The organism is Streptomyces sp. 1114.5 (genome assembly GCF_003635085.1).
Taxonomy (GTDB): Bacteria; Actinomycetota; Actinomycetes; order Streptomycetales; family Streptomycetaceae; genus Kitasatospora.
This window is the reverse complement of sequence record NZ_RBXE01000002.1, coordinates 1590799-1609663: the sequence shown is the minus strand read 5'-3', so window position 1 is coordinate 1609663 and position 18865 is coordinate 1590799. Positions and strand designations below refer to the sequence as shown.

Below are 18865 nucleotides of genomic sequence, written 5' to 3'. Positions count from 1 at the left end.
GCCCACCCGTCACCCCAGGGCAATTCAGTAGACCGGTCTACATATTTGCTCTCCCTTGGCAAGAATCAGTAGACCGGTCTGCATATCCCTCTGCCCCACCCCCTACCCCGGCCCGCACCAGAAGTCGGCCCACCCGACTTCCTGTGCACCCCGCCTGGACCCCGACTTCTACGCCCTCCACGCCGCGGCAATTCAGTAGACCGGTCTGCATATTCCCTCCCCGCCCCGCACCAGAAGTCGGCCCGCCCGACTTCCTACTCCGCCGCTTCCCCAGCCTCAGCCCCAGCCCCACCCCCCGCCGCAGCTACACGCCCGAAGCGGCTGCTCCAGTCCTCCAGCAGCGTGAGCAGGCCCGGAGGGCCGATCACCCGGAAGTCGGCGCCCAGAGAGCCCAGGGCCATGGCGGGCCAGTCGAGGGAGTCCGCGGTCATCAGCAGCCGGCAGCCGCCGTCGGCGACGGGCTCGACGGTCCCCCACCGCCCGACCCGCGCGCGGACGTACTCCGCGGGTGCCTCGATCAGCGCCTCCACCCGGTGCGGACGGGGTATCCCCTGCAGGCCTGCGCGAACGAACTCCGCCGCGTCGGCCGCCGGCAGCGCACGCGGGGCGAAGCGCGCGCCGCCGCCCTGCGGGGCGGCCAGCCGGTCGAGGCGGAAGCTGCGCCAGTCGGCGCGGTCGAGGTCGTACGCGACCAGGTACCAGCGGCGGTTGAGGCACACCAGCCGGTGCGGCTCGACCTGCCGCTCCGACCCGCGCCCGTCGGCGGCGGTGTACGAGAAGCGGATCCGCTCCCCGTCCCGGCAGGCCAACGCCACCACGGTGAGGACGTCCGGGTCGACGCCCACCCCCGCCCCGGTGCCCCAGTCGACGGGGACGGTCACCGCGCGCAGCGCCTCCACCCGGCGCCGCAGCCGTCCCGGCATCACCTGGACCACCTTCGCCAGTACCCGCACCGAGGCCTCGGCGACGCCCTCCACCGGGCTCTCCGCCGCCGCCTGCAGACCGACCGCCAGCGCCACCGCCTCCTCGTCGTCGATGACCAGCGGCGGCAGCGCCGCGCCCGCGGCCAGCTGGTAGCCGCCGTCGACGCCGCGCTGCGCCTCCACGGGGTAGCCGAGCTCGCGCAGCCGATCGATGTCCCGGCGCAGGGTGCGCACGGAGACGCCGAGCCGGTCGGCTAGTTCCCCGCCCGGCCAGTAGCGGTGGGTCTGGAGCAGGGAGAGCAGTCGCAGCGTTCGGGTGCTGGTGTTCGCCATGCCTCCGATTCTCGCCGGGATTCAGGACGGAAAGTGGCCGCTATGGTCCGTAGCGTTGGTCTTGTCCGAAGGAGCAAGGAACCGAACGGAAGGCCAGCACCATGACCACGACGAGCACGACCGACACCACGACGACCGCGACCGACACGACGACCGTCACGGGCGAGCGCGCCGACCTCCTGGTCGCGCTGGCGAAGCAGCGGCACTTCCTGCGCTTCACCACCCGCGACCTCACCGACGAGCAGGCCGGTCTGCGGACCACCGCGAGCGAGCTCTGTCTGGGCGGCCTGATCAAGCACGTGACCGCGGTCGAGCGGCTCTGGGCGGAGTTCATCGTGGCGGGTCCGTCCGCGATGCCCGACTTCACCACCTGGACCGAGGCCGACTTCGCCCGCCGCGCGGACGAGTTCCGGATGCTGCCTGGGGAGACGCTGGCCGGCGTCCTGGACGCGTACGCCGAGGTGGCGCGCCGTACGGACGACCTGGTGGCTGCCCTCCCCGACCTGGACGCCACCCAGCCGCTGCCGAAGGCCCCCTGGTTCGAGCCGGGCGCCGAATGGTCGGCCCGCCGGGTGCTGCTGCACGTCGTGGCCGAAACCGCCCAGCACGCCGGCCACGCCGACATCATCCGCGAGTCCCTGGACGGCGCGAAGAGCATGGGCTGAGCGGGCACCGGCCGAGCCGGGCAAGCCACGGGGTCCGTCAGCCTCCGCCGACGGACCCCGTGGACCCGTAGATGGCCGACCCAGCCGTCAGACCCGCCCGACCAGCGTGAATCCGGCCCCGCCGACGGCGCTGCGGACCACGCCCTCGTCCAGCGGCTGCGCGGAGGCCACGGTGACTCGCCCGGTGGGCGCGTCGGCGACGACGTCGGTGACGCCGGGAAGCGCGGCGAGCCCGGCGCTCACCGTCCTCTCGCAGTGGCCGCAGCTCATCCCGTCGACGGTGAAAACAGCAGTGGTGGACATGGCGGTGCCTCCGATGGCGCTTCCGTGAGGTGGATCGACCCGCACCACAACACCGGAATCCGGCGGCCGGGCCCAGGGACACGCCGCACGGATGACACCATCGAGCGGTTCCGGGAACCGGCCGTGCCCCGCATCCGACAGGAGCCCTCCACCCCCGAACCCGAGACCCCGCGCCCGAACCCGAGACCCGACGCCCGCCCCCCCAACCCCACACCCCTGAACCGCCGCCGCACCCCCTCCCGTAGCTCCAGGTACAACCCCGTCGCCGAACCGGGACTCGGCCCGACCGGCCCCACCGGTCCCCAGTCCCCGGTCACCGGTCACCGGTCACCGGTCACCGGTCCCCGGTCACCCATCAGCCGCCCCGGCCGCCCCGACCGCCGATGGCCACCGATGACCGCCGATCCCGCCCTGGAGCCGTACCACCATGTCCACCCTGGCCCCGATACACGCCCGACCGGACACCACCGCCCTCCTGCTGTCCCACACCGCCCTGCGCGGGGAGTTCGCCCGCCTCGCGATCGCCTGCCGCGCCCCGGGCGCGGAGCCGCTGCGGGCCGGGATCACCGACCACGTCGCGCTGATGCTGGGCGTCCTGCGCCACCTCCACGAGGCCGAGGAGGACGTGCTCTGGCCCATGCTCGCCGCGGCCGCGCCCTACCTGCGGCCCGAACTGGACGTACTGGAGGCGCAGCGCGCAGCCCTGGCCACCCCGGTCACCCGCGTCCGGCTCGCCCTGACCAGTACAGCCCTGACCAGTACGGCAACGACCGGTACCGCCGCGACCAGTACGGCAACGACCGGTACCGCCGCGACCAGTACGGCCGCCACCGGCGCCCCGTTGGACCAACTGGCCGATCCCCTGACCGAGTTGGCCGCCGCCGTCCGCACATACCTGGCCGCGAAGGAGGAGGCCTGCCTGGACGCGATCCACGCCCTCCTGCCGATGTCCGCCTGGGAACGGTTCGAGGAGGCCAGGCGGTGGTGCGTCCCGCCCGCCGACCAGTCCCGCGTCGAGGGCGTCCTGCTGTCGTACGGCAGCCCGGAGCAACTCGCCCACCTGCGCGCCACCACCAGCCGGCTGCGGGGCTTCATCGCCTTCCGCCTGACCCTGCCCGCCCATCACCGCCGGATGCGCGGGGTGTACGGCCACCTCGCCGCAGGGAGCAGCCGTTGAGGACACGCACCCACTTCCGCCCCCTGCGACAGCGCTCGCGACTGCGCCCGCGACAGCGCTCGCGACTGGGACAGCGCCCGCGACTGCGCCGCCCCCGCAAGCCCTGGCACGGCGCGCTCGCCCTCGCCGTGGTCGCGGCGCTGACGGCCGGCCTGCTCTGGTGGCAGCCGTGGAGCGAGCGGGGCCGCGGCCCGGCCCCGCTCGCGTTCACCACCGCGCCCGGCGGCTCCGCCCGCTTCGGCACCGGCGAGCACCTGTACCGCTACAAGGTGCGGGTGGAGAACGGGATCGCGGAGAGCCCCGAGCAGTTCGCCGCCGAGGTGGACGCGGTGCTCGGCGACGTGCGGCGCGGCTGGGCCGCCGGCGGTACGGCCTCCTTCCAGCGGATGCCCGCCGACCCGGTCGACTTCACCGTCTACCTGGCCACCCCGCAGTCCACCGACCGGATCTGCGGCCAGTACGGGCTGGACACGGGCGGCTGGGTGAACTGCGGCGTCACCCACCAGGTGGTCATCAACCTCAAGCGCTGGACGGAGCTGTCCGAGTACTACCGGGGCGAGCCCGAGCTGTACCACGCGCTGGCGGTCAACCACGAGGTCGGCCACATCCTCGGCAACGGCCACGTCGACTGCCCGGCCCCGGGCGCCCCGGCGCCGGTGATGATGCAGCAGATCAAGGGCCTGCACGGCTGCGTCCCGAACGGCCGGCCGTACTCGGAGACCGGCACCCTGCTCACCGGCCCGCCGGTCGAGGCCCCCACCAACGCCCCGTAGCCCACCGGCGAAACCCGCACACCGACACCCCGTACCGAACCCCCCTCCCGAACACGGATAATCCTGGTCGGACCGGACGCCACCCGCACCGCGCGCCCGGTCCCGATCATGTCCGTACGCGGTGCCGGTGGAGGAAGTGCGTTGAACGGTGTGCCCGGCGGGGAGATCCTGGACTGGCCGGTGCTGCTGGAGGCCGCCGAGGCGGCCGCCCGGGCGACCAGGGGCCACGGGAAGGTCGCCGACTACATTCCGGCGCTCGCCACCGCCGACCCGGAGGCCTTCGGCATGGCCGTCGCCACCGTCGACGGGGAGTTGTACGGCGTAGGGGACTGGGAGCGGCCGTTCTCCGTCCAGAGCGTGTCCAAGCTGTTCTCGCTGGCGCTCGCGGTCGCCTACGGCGGTGACGCGCTCTGGCGGGGCGTCGGCCGCGAGCCGTCCGGCAACCCGTTCAACTCCCTCGTACAGCTGGAGACGGAGCACGGCATCCCGCGCAACCCGTTCATCAACGCGGGCGCCCTGGTGGTCACCGACCGGCTGCAGAGCATGACCGGCGACGCCTCCGGCGCGGTACGGGAGTTCCTGCGCCGCGAGTCCGGCAACGCCACCCTCGACACCGACCCGGTGGTCGCCTCCTCCGAGGCCGAGCACGGCCACCGCAACGCCGCCCTGGCCCACTTCATCGCCAGCCACGGCAACCTGGAGAACCCGGTCGAGACCGTCCTGGAGCACTACTACGCCCACTGCGCGCTCACCGCCAGCTGCCGCGACCTGGTTCTGGCCGGCTCCTTCCTGGCCCGCTACGGCGTGCGCGCCGACGGCACCCGCCTGATGTCGCGCAGCGAGGCCAAGCGCCTCAACGCCGTACTGCTCACCTGCGGCACCTACGACGCCGCCGGCGAGTTCGCCTTCCGCGTCGGCCTTCCGGGCAAGAGCGGCGTCGGCGGCGGCATCCTCGCCATACTCCCCGGCCGCGCCACGGTCTGCGCCTGGGGCCCGCGCCTCGACCAGGCCGGCAACTCGGTCGCCGCGGTCACCGCCCTGGACACCCTGACCACCCTCTCGGGCTGCTCGGTCTTCTAGCCGCACGAAGCCGCACGAAGCCGCACGAGGCTGTACGAAGCCGTACGAAGCCGCACGAGGCTGTACGAAGCCGTACGAAGCCGCACGAGGCTGTACGAAGCCGTACGAAGCCGCACGAGGCTGTACGAAGCCGCACGAGGCTGTACGAAGCCGTACGAAGCCGTACGAAGAAGGACGAGAAAGCACGCCGGGCCCCGGTCGTCCGCACAGCGACCGGGACCCGGGGATCAAGGGCAACCGCTACCCGATCACCGAACTGCTCGGCTACTCCACCGTCACGCTCTTCGCCAGGTTGCGCGGCCTGTCCACGTCCCGCCCCAGCGCGACGGCGGCGTGGTAGGCGAGCAGCTGCAGCGGGATGTTGAGCAGCAGCGGGTCCAACTCCGGCTCGCTCTTGGGGACCAGGATGCAGTGGTCCGCGAGCTTCTCCTCCGGGCGGCGGTGGGCGACGGCGATGACGCGCCCCGACCGGGCCTTGATCTCGCCCAGCGTGGTCAGGTTCTTGTCCAGCAGCTCGTCGTCCGGGACGAGGGCCACGGTGGGCAGTTCGGGGCTGATCAGCGCCAGCGGGCCGTGCTTGAGCTCGCTCGCCGGGTAGGCCTCGGCGTGCACGTAGGAGATCTCCTTGAGCTTCTGCGCGCCCTCCCGGGCCACCGGGTAGCCGCGCACCCGGCCGATGAACATCATGCCCGCCGACTGGGCGTACTCGGCGGCGAGTTCGGCGATGGACTCGCTCTGGTCCAGCACCTCGCGGATCTGGTCCGGCAGCGCCTGCAGGGCCGAGACGATCCGGCGCCCGTCGGCGGGCGAGAGGTCGTGGATGCGGCCGAAGTGCAGGGCGAGCAGCGCGAAGGCGACCACGGTGGAGGTGAAAGCCTTGGTGGAGGCGACCGAGACCTCGGGCCCGGCGTGCAGGTAGATGCCACCGTCGCACTCGCGGGCGATCGCGCTGCCCACGGTGTTGACGACGCCGAGCACCCGGCCGCCCTTGCGCTTGATCTCCTGGACGGCGGCCAGCGTGTCGTAGGTCTCGCCGGACTGGCTGACCGCGACGTACAGGGTGTCCGCCTCGATCACCGGGTTGCGGTAGCGGAACTCGGAGGCAGGCTCGCTGTGCGCGGGGATCCGGGACAGCTCCTCGATCAGCTGCGCGCCCATCTCGCCCGCGTAGTAGGCGGATCCGCAGCCGAGGATCTTGACCCGGCGGATCTCGCGCAGCTCCCGGGCGTCCAGGTTGAGGCCGCCGAGGTGCGCGGTGGCGAAGCGCTCGTCGAGCCGGCCGCTGAGGGTGCGCTCGACCGAGCCGGGCTGCTCGTGGATCTCCTTGAGCAGGTAGTGCTCGTAGCCGCCGGTGTCGAAGGAGTCGATCTCCCAGTCGACGGTGGACGGCTGGCGGTGCGTGGTGCGGGCGTCCGCAGTGAAGGTGCGGAAGCCGTCGGCCCGGACGGTGGCCAGCTCGCCGTCCTCCAGGTGCACGACCTGGCGGGTGTAGCGGACCAGCGCGGAGACGTCCGAGGCGGCGAACATCTCCTTCTCGCCGATGCCCAGCACGATCGGGCTGCCGTTGCGGGCGACCACGATCCGGTCCGGCTGCTCGCCGTCGATCACCGCGATGCCGTAGGTGCCGACCACCCGGCCGAGCGCGGCGCGCACCGCGTCCTCCAGCTCGACACCCTCGGCGACGTGCGCGGCGATCAGGTGCGAGAGCACCTCGGTGTCGGTCTCGGAGCGGAAGACGGCGCCGTCGGCGGCCAGCTTGGCGCGCAGCTCGTCGGCGTTCTCGATGATGCCGTTGTGGACGACGGCGATGCGCTCGGCGTTGTCCAGGTGCGGGTGCGCGTTGGCGTCGCTGGGGACGCCGTGGGTGGCCCAGCGGGTGTGGCCGATGCCGGTGGTGCCCTTGAACCGGGCCGGTACGGCCGCGGCGAGGTCGGCGACCCGGCCCTTCACCTTGCGGAGCTTGATGCCGCCGCCGCGGCCGGTGACGGCGACGCCGGCCGAGTCGTAGCCGCGGTACTCAAGCCGGGCCAGCCCCTCCAGCAGGAAGGGGGTGGCGTCCTTGGGGCCGATGTAGGCCACGATTCCGCACATGCGTCGTCTCCTCTTCAGGTCTTCGGAACTTCGGGTCTTCGCAGGCTTCGGGTCTTCGCAGGCTTCGGGTCTGCGGGAGCTTCGGGTCTGCCAAAGCTTCAGGTCGTCACAGGCTTCAGGTGTCCGGGAGCGTCCGCTCCCCGGGAGCCGGGGAGCCCGGGACCCGGGGAGCCCGGGAGCCGTGCTCAGCCGTAGACGATCCGCCGCAGCTGGCGGGCCGAGAGCTCCGGCGCCGCGACACGGCGCTGCGGGAGTTCCTCGGCGAGCCGGGCGAAGATCCGCTCGTTGGTCAGTCCGCGTGCCTGCAGCTCGGCGTGGCGGCGGCGCACGTACTCCTCGGTGCTCTCGGAGAAGTACGCCAGCACCTCCGCCACGACCCGCGCCGCCTCCCGGGGCCCGAGCGGGCTGGTCCGGGCGAGGTGGGCGAGGAGGTCTTCGTGAGGGTGGGGTGAGCTCGGCACGAGAGAGGAGCCTAGGTTGCCGAGAGCGCCGAAGCCAAAGATCCTGCCCGAAATCGGGCAGAAGTCGCGGCCTTCGGCTCATCTCCCATCAATCCTCTTCATCCGAACCCTTGAAGCGGCGTCAGCTCCACACGTAGCGTGACGTACTGAACACGAAGCGGAAGACCGGAGGCTTGCTGATGTGCGGGATCACCGGATGGGTCGCCTTCGAACGCGATCTCACCGCCGAACCGGACGCCGCGGACGTCCTCGACGCGATGACGGCCACCCAGCTGCGCCGCGGCCCGGACGCCGGCGGGGTCCTCCTCCAGCCGCACGCCGCGCTCGGCCACCGCCGCCTCGCGGTGATCGACATCGAGGGCGGCACCCAGCCGATGACGGTCGAGCGGGACGGCCGGCTGCTGGCCGCGCTCACCTACAGCGGCGAGGTCTACAACCACCGCGAGCTGCGCGCGGAACTGGAGGCGGCCGGACACCGCTTCCGCACCCGCAGCGACACCGAGGTCGTGCTGCACGCCTACCTGGAGTGGGGCGAGGGCCTGGCAGGGCGGCTCAACGGCATGTTCGCCTTCGCCGTCTGGGACGCCCGGCGCGAGGAGCTGCTGCTGGTCCGCGACCGGATGGGCGTCAAGCCGCTGCACTACCGCGCCACCCCCGACGGCGTGATCTTCGGCTCCGAGGTCAAGGCCCTGCTCGCCCACCCCGCCGTCCGCCCGGTGGTCGACCTGGACGGGCTGCGCGAACTGCTCGGCCACACCCGCACCCCGGGCCTCACGCCGTACCGGGACGTCCGCGAGGTCCGGCCCGGCCACGTCGTACGGGTGCGCCGCGGGGGCGTGTCCGAGCACCGGTACTGGGCGCTGGAGGCCCGCGAGCACGCCGACAGCCTGCCGGCCACCGTCGCCACCGTCCGCGCCCTGCTGGACGACATCGTGCACCGCCAGCTCGACGCGGACGTCCCACTCTGCTCGCTGCTCTCCGGCGGGCTGGACTCCAGCGCCGTCACCGCCATCGCCGCCAGGCTGCTGCGCTCGGCCGGCGCCGGCCCGGTGCGCTCCTTCTCCGTCGGCTTCTCCGGGCAGGGCGAGGACTTCCACTCCGACGCCGTCCGGCAGACCCCCGACGGGCCGTACGCCCGGCTGCTCGCCGGGCACGTCGGCGCCGACCACAGCGTGGTCGAGCTGGACGCCGCCGAGCTCACCGACCCCTCCCGGCGTTCCGCGGCGCTGCGCGCCCGCGACCTGCCGAACGGCGTCGGCGACATGGACGTCTCGCTGCTGCTGCTCTTCCGGGGCGTGCGCCGCCACTCCACCGTCGCGCTCTCCGGCGAGTCCGCGGACGAACTCTTCGGCGGCTACCGCTGGTTCCACGACCCGCAGAGCATCGCCACCGAGGACTTCCCCTGGGCGGCCGGCCTCACCCACATCGCCGGCGCCGGCTCCGGCCCGCGCGAGGAACTGCTCGACTCCGGACTGCTCCGCAAGCTCGACCTGGAGGACTACCGCAGGGCCCGCTACCGCGAGGCCCTGGCCGAGGTCCCGCACCTGGCGGCCGCCGACCCGCTGGAACGGCGGATGCGCGAGATCTCGTACCTCAACCTGACCCGCTTCGTCCGCATCCTGCTCGACCGCAAGGACCGGATGAGCATGGCCAACGGGCTGGAGGTGCGGGTGCCGTTCTGCGACCACCGGCTGGTCCAGTACGTCTTCAACGTGCCGTGGGCGATGAAGAGCTTCGACGGCCGGGAGAAGAGCCTGCTGCGCGCCGCCGTCCGGAACGTGCTGCCCGCGACGATCGCCGACCGGCCGAAGAGTCCGTACCCCGTGACCACCGACCCGCACTACCCGGCGCGGCTGCGCTCCGAGCTCGCCCGGCTCAGCACCACCCGGACGTCCCCGGCGCTCGGCCTGCTCGACCGGCGGCGCCTCGCCGACGCGCTCGCCCCGGACACCGATCCACGCTCCGTCCGACTGGGCGTGGACCTCGCGCTCGACCTGGACGCCTGGCTGACGGAGTACCAGGTCACCCTGGAGCTCTGAACCACGCAACGCCGAATCACGCCCCCGAGGGAACCATCCCGGCGCGCCCGGGCGTCGCACCGTGCGGTAGCGTCGCCGACACCTCCCCAATGGCGGGCGAAATCGTGGATTCCCGCCCCTGTGCCGTCAGGATGGGAGCGAACCGTCCACCTCGATCCGCCGGGGGATCCCGTCATGCAGCCGCGAGTCTTCGCGATTCTCACCGCCCTGCTCCTGGGCGTCCTGGGCCTCGGGTCGGTGGCCGTCACCGACTGGTGGCCCGCGGCGGCCACCGCGACCCCGGCCGCCTCGGCGCCCGGGGCCCCCGCCGCCGGCGCCCAGCCGGCCTCCGCGGGCGGCGCGGGCGCCGGGAGCGCCACCCCGACCGGCGACCCGGCGGTGTGGACCCGTTCGACGCTGCGCAACAAGCTGATGGCCGAGATGGACGCCACCGACCCCGGTGTCGCCCTCGCCGACCTCGACAAGATCACCAAGGAGAAGCCGTACACCGTGCGCTTCTGCCACCCGATCGCGCACGAGCTCGGCCACGCGGCGGTCAAGCGCTTCAACGCGGACTTCCAGAAGGTGATCTCCTTCCCGCACGAGACCTGTGCGGCCGGCTACCTGCACGGCGCCGTCGAGGAGATGCTCAACGCCTCCACCCAGCCCGAGGTGGACCTGCTCAAGCTCTGCCAGCCCAAGAACTCCGGCCCCTGCATCCACGGCGTCGGCCACGGCACGATGTTCGTCGCCAAGCAGGACGTCGCCAAGGCGCGGGACCTGTGCAACAAGTTCACCACCGACCAGAACCGGATCCGCTGCTCCGAGGGCCTGTTCATGCAGCTCTTCGGCCCGGACGAGGAGGACGAGCAGGCCAAGGCCAACCTGCCCGCCGACAAGCTCGCCCAGGACCCGCTCTATCCGTGCAAGGACCAGCCGTCGCTGTTCCAGTCCGCCTGCTACTTCTACGCGCCGACCTTCTACCTCTCCTCGCACGACTACCCGAACCACCCCGAGGTCTACGCCGACGCCCTCAAGTGGTGCCTCAACGGCAAGGCCGGCGGCGGGGCGGTGGACTGCAGCCGCGGCGTCGGCTCGCGGACCATGAAGTACAACCTCGACCGCGAGGACTGGGCCGCCCAGCAGTGCGCCACGGCCGCCGACGGCTGGCAGCGCAAGGCCTGCGCGGAGGGGCTGGTCAGCTACTACACGGTCAACTACACCGACGCCGGCGCGGCCGGGCGGCTCTGCGCCAAGATCACCAACAAGGAGATGCAGGGGTACTGCCGCTCGGCGAGCGGCCTGTCCGCCTCCCTGGACTGACGCCTCCCTGAACTGACGCCTCCCTGGGCTGTACCTCCTCGGGCTGACGACCCCGGTCTCACCATGAGGGCCCGCGCCGCACGGCGCGGGCCCTTTGCGTAGGATCACCCGACCATCGCCTGATCACGGTGCGCCGAGGACGCCGCGCCCCCTCCCCGGCCCCTGGAGCACACCCGCCATGACCACCGAGGACCGCGCCGCCGACGACTTCCGCGCCGCCGCCCACGCCACCGCCGAGCTGGTCTCCGACTACCTCGCCGAGCTGCCCGAGCGCCCGGTCTGGCAGCCCGTGGCCGACACCGCCCGCCACGCCCTGCTGGACGCCCCGCTCCCCGCCGACGGCCGCCCGCTCGCCGAGCTGGTCGAGGCCATCGGGCACCAGGTCCTCCCCTACCCGATGGGCAACGGCAACCCGCGCTTCTTCGGCTGGGTCAACTCCGCCCCCGCCCCCGCCGGGGTGCTCGCCACCCTCGCCGCCGCCGCGATGAACCCCAGCTCGGCCGGCGGCGACCACGCCGACGTCCACCTGGAGCGCGCCGTCGTCCGCTGGATCGCCGAACTCGTCGGCTTCCCGCACCCGGCCGGCGGCGGGCTGCTCACCTCCGGCACCTCGATGGCGACCATCGTCTGCCTCGCCGCCGCCCGCAACCGCGCCGCCCGGCAGGCCGGCCGGGACGTCCGGGAGGACGGCCTGGCGGGCCTGCCTCCGCTGGTCGGCTACGTCACCGGCGAGACCCACTCCTGCGTCCGCAAGGCCGCCGAGCTCCTCGGCCTCGGCAGCCGGCACCTGCGCACGGTCACCACCGGGCCCGACGGCCGCCTGGACCCCGCCGAGCTGCGGGCAGCCGTCGAGCGCGACCGCGCGGCCGGCCTGCTGCCCTTCCTGGTCGTCGCCTCCGCCGGCACGGTCGGCACCGGTGCGGTCGACGCCTTCGACCCGATCGCCGACCTGTGCCAGGAACAGGGCCTCTGGCTGCACGTGGACGGCGCGTACGGCGCCTTCGGCCGGCTCGACCCGGCCATCGCCCACCGCTACGCGGGCCTGGAGCGCGCCGACTCGCTCGCCCTCGACCCGCACAAGTGGCTCGGCGTCCCGGTCGACTGCGGCTGCGCCCTGGTCCGCGACACCGAGGAGCTGCGCGGCACCTTCAGCCTCGTCCCGTCCTACCTGCGCGACGAGGCCGCCGGCGCGCTCGGCTGGTTCTCCGAGTACGGCACCGAGCAGACCCGCCCGTTCCGGGCCCTCAAGGTCTGGGCCACCATCGCCCACAGGGGCCGCACCGGCCTGGTCCAGGACATCGCCCGGTGCACCGCGCTCGCCCGCCGCCTCGGCGAACTCGTCCGCGCCGACCCCGAGTTGGAGCTGCTCGCCGAGGTGCAGACCTCCATCGTGGCGTTCCGCCACCGCGCCCCCGGGCTGGCCCCGGCTGCCCGCGACGCCCTCAATCGCGAGCTGCCCGTCGCCGTCCAGCGGCGCGGCCGGGTCTTCGTCACCGGCGCCCGGCTCGGCGGGGAGGAGATGCTCCGCGCCTGCCTCCTCAACGCCGCGACGACCGAGGACGACCTGCACCTGCTCCTCGCCGAGGTCAGGGCCGCCGCCGCGGAGCTGCTGTCGTAACACACCGCAACGGACCTTAACCCGCAGGTCACGGTCGGTTCGCGATCGGGAAACACCGGTCGGGCACGGTGGAGGTCATGGAGCACTCGAAGCCTTCCCGCCGCCGTGCCCACCACTGGCGCCGCGACACCGTCGAACTCGCCGCCGTCTTCCTCTCCGTCACCGCCACCGACCTCATCGCCAAGCTCGTCGTGGACGGCCCGGAGGGCCCGGTGGTCGTCGCCACCTCCGCCCTCGCCCTGCTCGCCACTGCCCTGTTCCACGCCTGGTGGTCACCCCATTCCCCGCCCCCGACCACCCTCTGGCGGGTCCGCACCACGGCGCTCGCCCACACCCCGGCAACCCTGGCCGACCACCGGATCACCCTGCTCTCCCTGCACCCCGAAGAGCTCTTCCTCCGCACCCCCCACTCCGTCACCCCCTCCGACCTCGCCACCCTCCTCACCACCACCGGCCACACCGTCGAAGCCACCCCGACCCGCATCGCCTGAACCGGACCCGCATGGCCTGCCCCGCATCGCCTGCCCCGGACCGCCCGTCCCGGACCGCCTGACCGGCCAACCGATGGCACCCGACGCGCCGGCGGCGGGGGCCCGGGGACCGTACCCGCCGCCGGCAGCCGACCAGGGCGTGTCGCCCCGCTCAGCCCTTGTCGGCGGGCTGCACCACGCAGACGGCGTTGCCGAGCATGGCGCCGAAGCCGCCGAGCAGGGTGCCGGTGACGGCCTTGCAGGTGGCGGCCTCCTCCGGGGTCTTGGGGCCGTTGTTCCCGGAGGAGGTGACGGTGGAGGAGGCGACGGCAGCGGCGGACTGGGCGGCGGCGAGCGGCGCGGCGAGCAGCAGGGCGCAACAGGCCGCGGCCAGTGCGGACTTCTTGACGGACATGGGAGAGCCCCTTCGGTTCGAGTCGGGATCGGCGGAAAGCCGAGCCATCCCTATCCGAAGGGGCTCCCCCGCTCACGGATTCTGGGCCATCCGTGAGCGTGTCCGCGTCAGCGGCCCGGGGCGGTTTCCTCGTCGGTGATCCGCTCCAGCGCCCGTATCGCGGCGGCGAGTTCGACGACCCCGTGCTCCTTGAGCACCCCGTAGTGGTCCCCGGTCAGGTCGACCACGGCGGGCGGGGCCGCGGAGTAGCCGCTGCTGCCCTCGATGAAGGAGTAGTCGTCGCCGGCGGCCTTGAAGATGGTCACCGGGGCGTCCAGCCGCCGCTCGGCCAGCTCGCGGAAGCTGTACTCGAACTCGTAGGTCTCACCGACGATTCCGGTGATCCGGCGGATCAGCTCCTCGTCCAGGTCGGGCAGCAGCCGGTGCACGGAGGCGACGAAGGTGGCCTCGTCGGCCGTCTCGGCCAGGCAGCGCTCCAGCTCGGGGCCGCTGATCCGGCCGGTGAACACCCCGAACAGGATGGTCACGTAGGCGGGGTTGGCGTACGAGGCCTCCCGGCCCCACGCGCCCCCGTCGTCCCGGCGCACCTCGGGGTTGCCGGGGCAGATCAGCAGCAGCCGGTCCACCTGCCGGCCGGCCTGCTCCAGCTGCCAGGCCGCCTCGAAGGCGACGCGGGCGCCGAAGGAGAAGCCCCACAGCGTGTACGGGCCCTCGGGCTGCACCCGGAGCAGTTCGGCGACGTCGGCGGCGGCCATCTCCCGGATGGTCGGGTACGGCCTCTCGCCCTCGTTGATGCCGTGCGCCTGGATGCCGTAGAACGGGCGCCCCCGGCTCGCCTCGCGGCCGAGCAGCCGCAGGTTCATCGGGTAGCCGCCCAGCCCGGGCCAGCAGAACACCGGCCGGCCGGAGTCGCCCGGGTGCAGCGGGATCAGCCGCGAGGAGGCAGCGCCGCCGCCCTCACCGGGGCCGGCACCGTCCTCGCCGCGGGCCCGGTCGATGCGGGCGGCCAGGTCGCCCAGTTTCGGGCACTCGAACAGCACCTGCAGCGGCAGCGAGACGTCGAACTCGCGGTTGATCCGGTGGACCAGTGCCACGGCGATCAGCGAGTTGCCGCCGACGGCGAAGAACTCGTCCTCGACCGACACGTCCTCGTACTTCAGTGCCTGCCCCCAGGCCTCGGCCAGCCACCGCTCGTGCTCGGTGCGCGGCGCGACGTAGGCGCTGCGGACGTCGGCCGTGCGGACGGCGTCGGAGGCGGCGAGGGCCTTGAGGTCGACCTTGCCGTTCGCGGTGAGCGGCAGGGCGTCCACGACCAGCACCCGGTTGGGGAGCATGTAGTCGGGCAGCAGCTTGGCCAGTTCGTCCTTGATGATCTCGGCCGGGCCCTTCATGTGGACGGCGTCCTCGTGCATGCCCTCGCTGCGGATCTGCTCCTCGCTCACCTTGCCGCCGAGGAAGAAGTACGACGGTCCGGTGGCGATGCCGTGCCCGGCGAGGATCTCGTCGATGCGGCGCGCGGCGGGCAGCGGATGGCCGGACTTGGAGCTGTAGCCGGAGGACATGAAGCCCAGGCCCAGGCCGTTGCGCTGCAGGTGGTGCAGTTCGGTGCCGAGCGCGATGTACTCCAGCCACTCCTCGGGGGCGCGGCTGACGGCGGTGATGCCGAACGCGGCCCGGGCGTGCACGGACTGGTTGATCGCGATGACGTGCCGGGGCTCCACCACCGCGTCCGCGACGTGCGTCAGCTCGCCGTCGGCGTACCGGTAGAGGCCGCCGGGCAGACCGTCCACCCGGCCCTCGTGGGCCTGGACGTACAGCTCGGTGCTCCGGGCGCGGGCCGTGCCGTCGTTGCGGACGACGGCGAAGGCGCCCAGGTAGTGGTCCTCCTCGGCGACGTCCAGCCGGCCCCGGACCGCCGGGTCGAGGCCGAGCGGGCGCACGTCCAGCCCGTACTCGGGCAGCACCTCCTCGAAGACGCCCAGCATGTGGCCGGTCTCGAACTCCAGCACCTCGCGGATGTTGTTCTTGTACACCGGCTCGATGGCACCGTGCCGGCCGGAGAAGTGCAGCGTCAGGTAGGCCTCCGTGCGGGGCTCGGCGGGCCCGATCCGGATCAGGCTGTGCTCGACCGGGTGGTAGTAGTACAGCCCGGCGGCGAGCCCGTCCAGGCCGCCGGTCTCCAGGTAGAGCTGGGTGGCGTACAGCGCGCCGGGCGAGGCGTAGGCGTACTTGGGCAGCAGCCGCTCCTCGCTGTGGAACTGGCCGAACCACCGCAGCACACGGCCGAGTTCGGGGAAGCTGAGGAGCGCCGGCTCACGGCCGAAGGGGCCGGCGGGGCGGGGGGCGAGCAGCGCGGTGAGGTCGTCGCGGGTGACCGGGCCGCCGTCGTAGAAGCGGTAGGTCTTGCGGGCGAAGGTCTCCCGGCGCTGGGCCTCGGTCTCGCGCCGGCCGGGCAGTTCGATCCGCTCGCGGCCGGCCAGCCGGGCCGGGTCGCGCAGGCCGGGGTCGGACAGCTGGGCCTTGACCTGCAGTTTGTTGGCCTTGGACTGGTGGTGGCCGCCGTGGTTGCCCTGGTCCATCAGAGCGGCCTCGCGCGGGTTGAGCTCGACGCAGGCGACCAGGTTCTGGTGGGCGGTGCGCTCGTCCCCGGCGACGATCGCGGCGGAGCGGCGCACCCAGGTGTGCTCCTCGATCGCGCGGGCGATCTCGTCCAGCTCGACCCGGTAGCCGCGCAGCTTGACCTGGTTGTCGACCCGGCCGGCGAACCGGATGGTGCCGTCCGGGTTCCACTGCGCGAGGTCGCCGGTGCGGTACAGCCGCTCGCCGGGCGTGAACGGGGAGGGGACGAAGCGTTCCTCGGTGAGTTCCGGCCGGTGCAGGTAGCCGCGGGCCAGCTGAACGCCGCCGATGTACAGCTCGCCGACGCCGCCGGCGCCGACCGGCGTCCGCTGCTCGTCCAGGATGTAGCACTGGGTGTTGTCGACGGGCCGGCCGATCGGCACCGAGTCGGCGCCGTCGCCGGGCTCGGCCGGGTCGACCACGTGCGCGGTGGCGTTGATGGTGCACTCGGTCGGGCCGTACAGGTTGACCAGCGAGGCCGCGGGCAGGGCCTCGCCCAGGTCGCGGGCGAGCCGGCGGGACAGCGCCTCGCCGCCGGAGAACACCCGGGCCAGGCTGGTGCAGTCGGTGAAGCCCTCGGTGTCCAGCAGCGCCCGGAGCAGGGTCGGCACGCACTGCAGGGCGGTCACCTCGTGCCGCCGGACGGCCGCGACCAGCGCCTCCGGGTCGCGGTAGAGGCCGGGCGTGCCGGCCACCACGCGGGCGCCGACGGCCGGGGCGAGGATCTCCCACTGGGCGGCGTCGAAGCTCATCGGGGTCTTCTGCAGCACGGTGACCTCGGGGTCGAGGTGCCCGGCGTCGAGCATCCAGCGCAGCTGGGAGACGACCGCGCGGTGCTCGATCATCACGCCCTTGGGGCGGCCGGTGCTGCCGGAGGTGTAGATCACGTAGGCCAGTGACTCCGGTTCGGCGCCGCCCTCGGCCGCCGGGTGCGCCGGCGGCGCGTCCTCGAAGGTGACGATCTCGGTACCGGCCGGGGCCAGCGCGGCCAGCCGCTCGCGCAGGTGCGCCTGGGTGAGCACGATCCGGGTGCCGCTGTCCTCGACCATGTAGCGGAGCCGGTCCTCGGGGTACTCGGGCGACAGCGGCAGGTAGCCGGCCCCGGCGTACAGGACGCCCCAGGCCCCGGCGACCAGGTCCACGGACGGCTCGACGTACAGGCCGACGCAGGCGTCCGGGCCGGCGCCCAGTCGGCGCAGGTGCGCGGCCAGCCGGCGGGCGGTCTCGGACAGTTCCAGGAAGGTGAGGCCCCCTTCCTCGCCGATGACGGCCGTGGAATTCGGCCGGGTGCGCACCTGCCGGTCGAGCAGACCGGTGAGCGCGGTGCCGACCGGGGCGCGGCGGGCGTGCGGGACGACGGGGGTGGCGGCGGAGACGGACGGGTCGATGCGCATGGGAAGTGCCTTCGGTGCGTGGTACGGGGGGAAGCCCGGCGTCCTGCTCAGCGGGAGCGCCGGTCACGGGATCCACCGTCGGCCGCCCGCTGTCCCACCCGCATGAGGCACCGGTCTGGACCTCTTCCGGTCGCGTCCCGGGGGCGGGGGCGCCCCGTCCCGGCCCGGCCCCGGCAGGTCCCGGGCGTGTCCCGGGCGTGTCCCGGGCATTCGGCCGTTCACGATCACGTAACCGAGCGGAAGCGCAGCGTCGGTAGCGTCGGCGGCATGACGGCATCACGCACTCGCCCCGAACGGCTCTGGCACCGGCCCTTCCGCAGGTCGGACCGCAGGTGCGCGGCGCCCGACGGCCAGGCCACCCGGCTGCCCGCGCTCACCGGCGGCCCGCACCGGACCGCCCGGCCGCACCTGCCGTCGCTGCGCCCGGCCGGCCCGGCGCCGCAGGCCCCGTCCCGGCTGTCCCTGCCGGACGGGACCGAGGTGCTGCTGCGTCCGGCCGGCCCCGCCGACAAGACGGCGGCGCTGGCGATGCACGCCCGCTGCTCCCCCGCCGCGTTGCGGTTGCGCTACCACGGCCCGGTCCGCGACGCCGACCGCTACCTCGACCACCTGCTGGACCCGCGGCACGGCCGCAGCCTGGCCGTGGTCGCCCCGGACGGGCGGATCCTCGCGCTGGGGCACCTGATGTGGGACGACGGCGAGGCCGAGCTGGCCGTGCTGGTCGAGGACGGCTGGCAGCGGCGCGGCCTGGGGGTGGCGCTGCTGCGCCGGCTGTCGGCGACGGCCCGGGCGGCCGGCATCGGGACGGTGTACGCGCTGACGCACGCCGCCAACGCGGGTCTGATCGCCGCGATGCGCCGGCTGGCCGCGCCGCTGGACTTCAGCGCCGAGGGCGGCACCCTGGTGATCACGGCCTCCCTGGGCGCCGCGGACCCGGTCGCCCACGCCCACCACCCGGGCCGCTGATCATTTCTTCACCAGATCCTTACCAGGGACGCGACGGAACCCCGGGGCCCTCCTGGAACGTCGTCAAGGAACGAAGGCTCCCTCCGTACACGGCCCTCCTTGACGGAACGTCAGAAGCCCCCACCGCCGCGTCCCGGCAGGCGGCACGGGGTCCGGTTCGTCCGGTCGGGCGACGGAGTCGGTAGGCTGACCCCCGTCCCCGCCGCCCGACGGCCCGTTGTCCGGACCCGGGTGGT

General features: G+C 73.4%; 15 protein-coding genes. 9 read left to right on the top strand and 6 right to left on the bottom strand.

Annotated features, from left to right (window positions below; all coding sequences use genetic code 11):
- Positions 1–254: 254 nt before the first annotated feature.
- On the bottom strand, positions 255–1256 hold the full coding sequence (locus BX285_RS30310; RefSeq protein ID WP_121178848.1) for a YafY family protein: 1002 nt from the start codon (positions 1254–1256) through the stop codon (positions 255–257).
- Between the two features lie 101 nt (positions 1257–1357).
- Between BX285_RS30310 and BX285_RS30305 the strand changes: the two genes are divergently transcribed.
- Positions 1358–1921 (top strand): DinB family protein, encoded by a 564-nt coding sequence (locus tag BX285_RS30305; protein WP_097234980.1) that lies wholly within the window; start codon positions 1358–1360, stop codon positions 1919–1921.
- A gap of 87 nt (positions 1922–2008) precedes the next feature.
- Here the strand turns inward: BX285_RS30305 and BX285_RS30300 are convergent, their stop codons facing one another.
- A complete protein-coding gene (locus BX285_RS30300) occupies positions 2009–2224 on the bottom strand; it encodes a heavy-metal-associated domain-containing protein (protein WP_121178847.1) in 216 nt (71 codons plus the stop codon).
- Between the two features lie 427 nt (positions 2225–2651).
- Between BX285_RS30300 and BX285_RS30295 the strand changes: the two genes are divergently transcribed.
- From BX285_RS30295 to BX285_RS30285, 3 genes are all read left to right on the top strand, one after another.
- The gene (locus tag BX285_RS30295; RefSeq protein WP_121178846.1) at positions 2652–3401 is read left to right on the top strand and encodes a hemerythrin domain-containing protein; all 750 of its coding nucleotides are present in this window, start codon (positions 2652–2654) and stop codon (positions 3399–3401) included.
- A complete protein-coding gene (locus tag BX285_RS30290) occupies positions 3398–4174 on the top strand; it encodes a DUF3152 domain-containing protein (protein ID WP_183107250.1) in 777 nt (258 codons plus the stop codon). The genes BX285_RS30295 and BX285_RS30290 overlap by 4 nt, the downstream gene beginning before the upstream one ends.
- 168 nt (positions 4175–4342) lie before the next feature.
- Positions 4343–5254 (top strand): glutaminase, encoded by a 912-nt coding sequence (locus BX285_RS30285; protein WP_398901583.1) that lies wholly within the window; start codon positions 4343–4345, stop codon positions 5252–5254.
- A 264-nt stretch (positions 5255–5518) separates the two neighbouring features.
- On the opposite strand, the gene glmS is transcribed toward BX285_RS30285, so the two are convergent.
- Positions 5519–7345 (bottom strand): glutamine--fructose-6-phosphate transaminase (isomerizing), encoded by a 1827-nt coding sequence (gene glmS / locus BX285_RS30280; protein ID WP_121178844.1) that lies wholly within the window; start codon positions 7343–7345, stop codon positions 5519–5521.
- Between the two features lie 185 nt (positions 7346–7530).
- A complete protein-coding gene (locus BX285_RS30275) occupies positions 7531–7806 on the bottom strand; it encodes a hypothetical protein (RefSeq protein ID WP_121178843.1) in 276 nt (91 codons plus the stop codon).
- Positions 7807–7985: 179 nt separating this feature from the next.
- Here BX285_RS30275 and asnB point away from each other — a divergent pair, with 179 nt between their 5' ends.
- The 4 genes from asnB to BX285_RS30255 all read left to right on the top strand — a co-directional run bounded on the left by asnB (position 7986) and on the right by BX285_RS30255 (position 13256).
- Entirely contained in the window at positions 7986–9845 is a 1860-nt protein-coding gene (gene asnB, locus BX285_RS30270; RefSeq protein WP_097234986.1) for an asparagine synthase (glutamine-hydrolyzing), read from the top strand.
- A gap of 174 nt (positions 9846–10019) precedes the next feature.
- The gene (locus BX285_RS30265; RefSeq protein WP_121178842.1) at positions 10020–11147 is read left to right on the top strand and encodes a hypothetical protein; all 1128 of its coding nucleotides are present in this window, start codon (positions 10020–10022) and stop codon (positions 11145–11147) included.
- Positions 11148–11325: 178 nt separating this feature from the next.
- The gene (locus BX285_RS30260; RefSeq protein ID WP_121178841.1) at positions 11326–12765 is read left to right on the top strand and encodes a pyridoxal-dependent decarboxylase; all 1440 of its coding nucleotides are present in this window, start codon (positions 11326–11328) and stop codon (positions 12763–12765) included.
- A gap of 77 nt (positions 12766–12842) precedes the next feature.
- Positions 12843–13256, top strand: coding sequence for a hypothetical protein (locus BX285_RS30255; RefSeq protein ID WP_121178840.1), 414 nt, complete (start codon positions 12843–12845; stop codon positions 13254–13256).
- Positions 13257–13407: 151 nt separating this feature from the next.
- On the opposite strand, the gene BX285_RS30250 is transcribed toward BX285_RS30255, so the two are convergent.
- Together BX285_RS30250 and BX285_RS30245 are read right to left on the bottom strand one after the other, a co-directional pair.
- On the bottom strand, positions 13408–13650 hold the full coding sequence (locus BX285_RS30250) for a hypothetical protein (protein ID WP_121178839.1): 243 nt from the start codon (positions 13648–13650) through the stop codon (positions 13408–13410).
- A 107-nt stretch (positions 13651–13757) separates the two neighbouring features.
- On the bottom strand, positions 13758–17663 hold the full coding sequence (locus BX285_RS30245; protein WP_121178838.1) for an amino acid adenylation domain-containing protein: 3906 nt from the start codon (positions 17661–17663) through the stop codon (positions 13758–13760).
- Between the two features lie 267 nt (positions 17664–17930).
- Here BX285_RS30245 and BX285_RS38785 point away from each other — a divergent pair, with 267 nt between their 5' ends.
- On the top strand, positions 17931–18629 hold the full coding sequence (locus tag BX285_RS38785) for a GNAT family N-acetyltransferase (RefSeq protein ID WP_097234993.1): 699 nt from the start codon (positions 17931–17933) through the stop codon (positions 18627–18629).
- Positions 18630–18865: the final 236 nt, after the last annotated feature.

Excerpts from the sequence above, each read along its gene's own strand:
- BX285_RS30310 (WP_121178848.1), bottom strand. The coding sequence starts at position 1,256 with ATGGCGAACACCAGCACCCGAACGCTGCGACTGCTCTCCCTGCTCCAG.
- BX285_RS30305 (WP_097234980.1), top strand. The coding sequence starts at position 1,358 with ATGACCACGACGAGCACGACCGACACCACGACGACCGCGACCGACACG.
- BX285_RS30300 (WP_121178847.1), bottom strand. The coding sequence starts at position 2,224 with ATGTCCACCACTGCTGTTTTCACCGTCGACGGGATGAGCTGCGGCCAC.
- BX285_RS30295 (WP_121178846.1), top strand. The coding sequence starts at position 2,652 with ATGTCCACCCTGGCCCCGATACACGCCCGACCGGACACCACCGCCCTC.
- glmS (WP_121178844.1), bottom strand. The coding sequence starts at position 7,345 with ATGTGCGGAATCGTGGCCTACATCGGCCCCAAGGACGCCACCCCCTTC.
- asnB (WP_097234986.1), top strand. The coding sequence starts at position 7,986 with ATGTGCGGGATCACCGGATGGGTCGCCTTCGAACGCGATCTCACCGCC.
- BX285_RS30265 (WP_121178842.1), top strand. The coding sequence starts at position 10,020 with ATGCAGCCGCGAGTCTTCGCGATTCTCACCGCCCTGCTCCTGGGCGTC.
- BX285_RS30260 (WP_121178841.1), top strand. The coding sequence starts at position 11,326 with ATGACCACCGAGGACCGCGCCGCCGACGACTTCCGCGCCGCCGCCCAC.
- BX285_RS30255 (WP_121178840.1), top strand. The coding sequence starts at position 12,843 with ATGGAGCACTCGAAGCCTTCCCGCCGCCGTGCCCACCACTGGCGCCGC.
- BX285_RS30250 (WP_121178839.1), bottom strand. The coding sequence starts at position 13,650 with ATGTCCGTCAAGAAGTCCGCACTGGCCGCGGCCTGTTGCGCCCTGCTG.
- BX285_RS30245 (WP_121178838.1), bottom strand. The coding sequence starts at position 17,663 with ATGCGCATCGACCCGTCCGTCTCCGCCGCCACCCCCGTCGTCCCGCAC.
- BX285_RS38785 (WP_097234993.1), top strand. The coding sequence starts at position 17,931 with ATGACGGCATCACGCACTCGCCCCGAACGGCTCTGGCACCGGCCCTTC.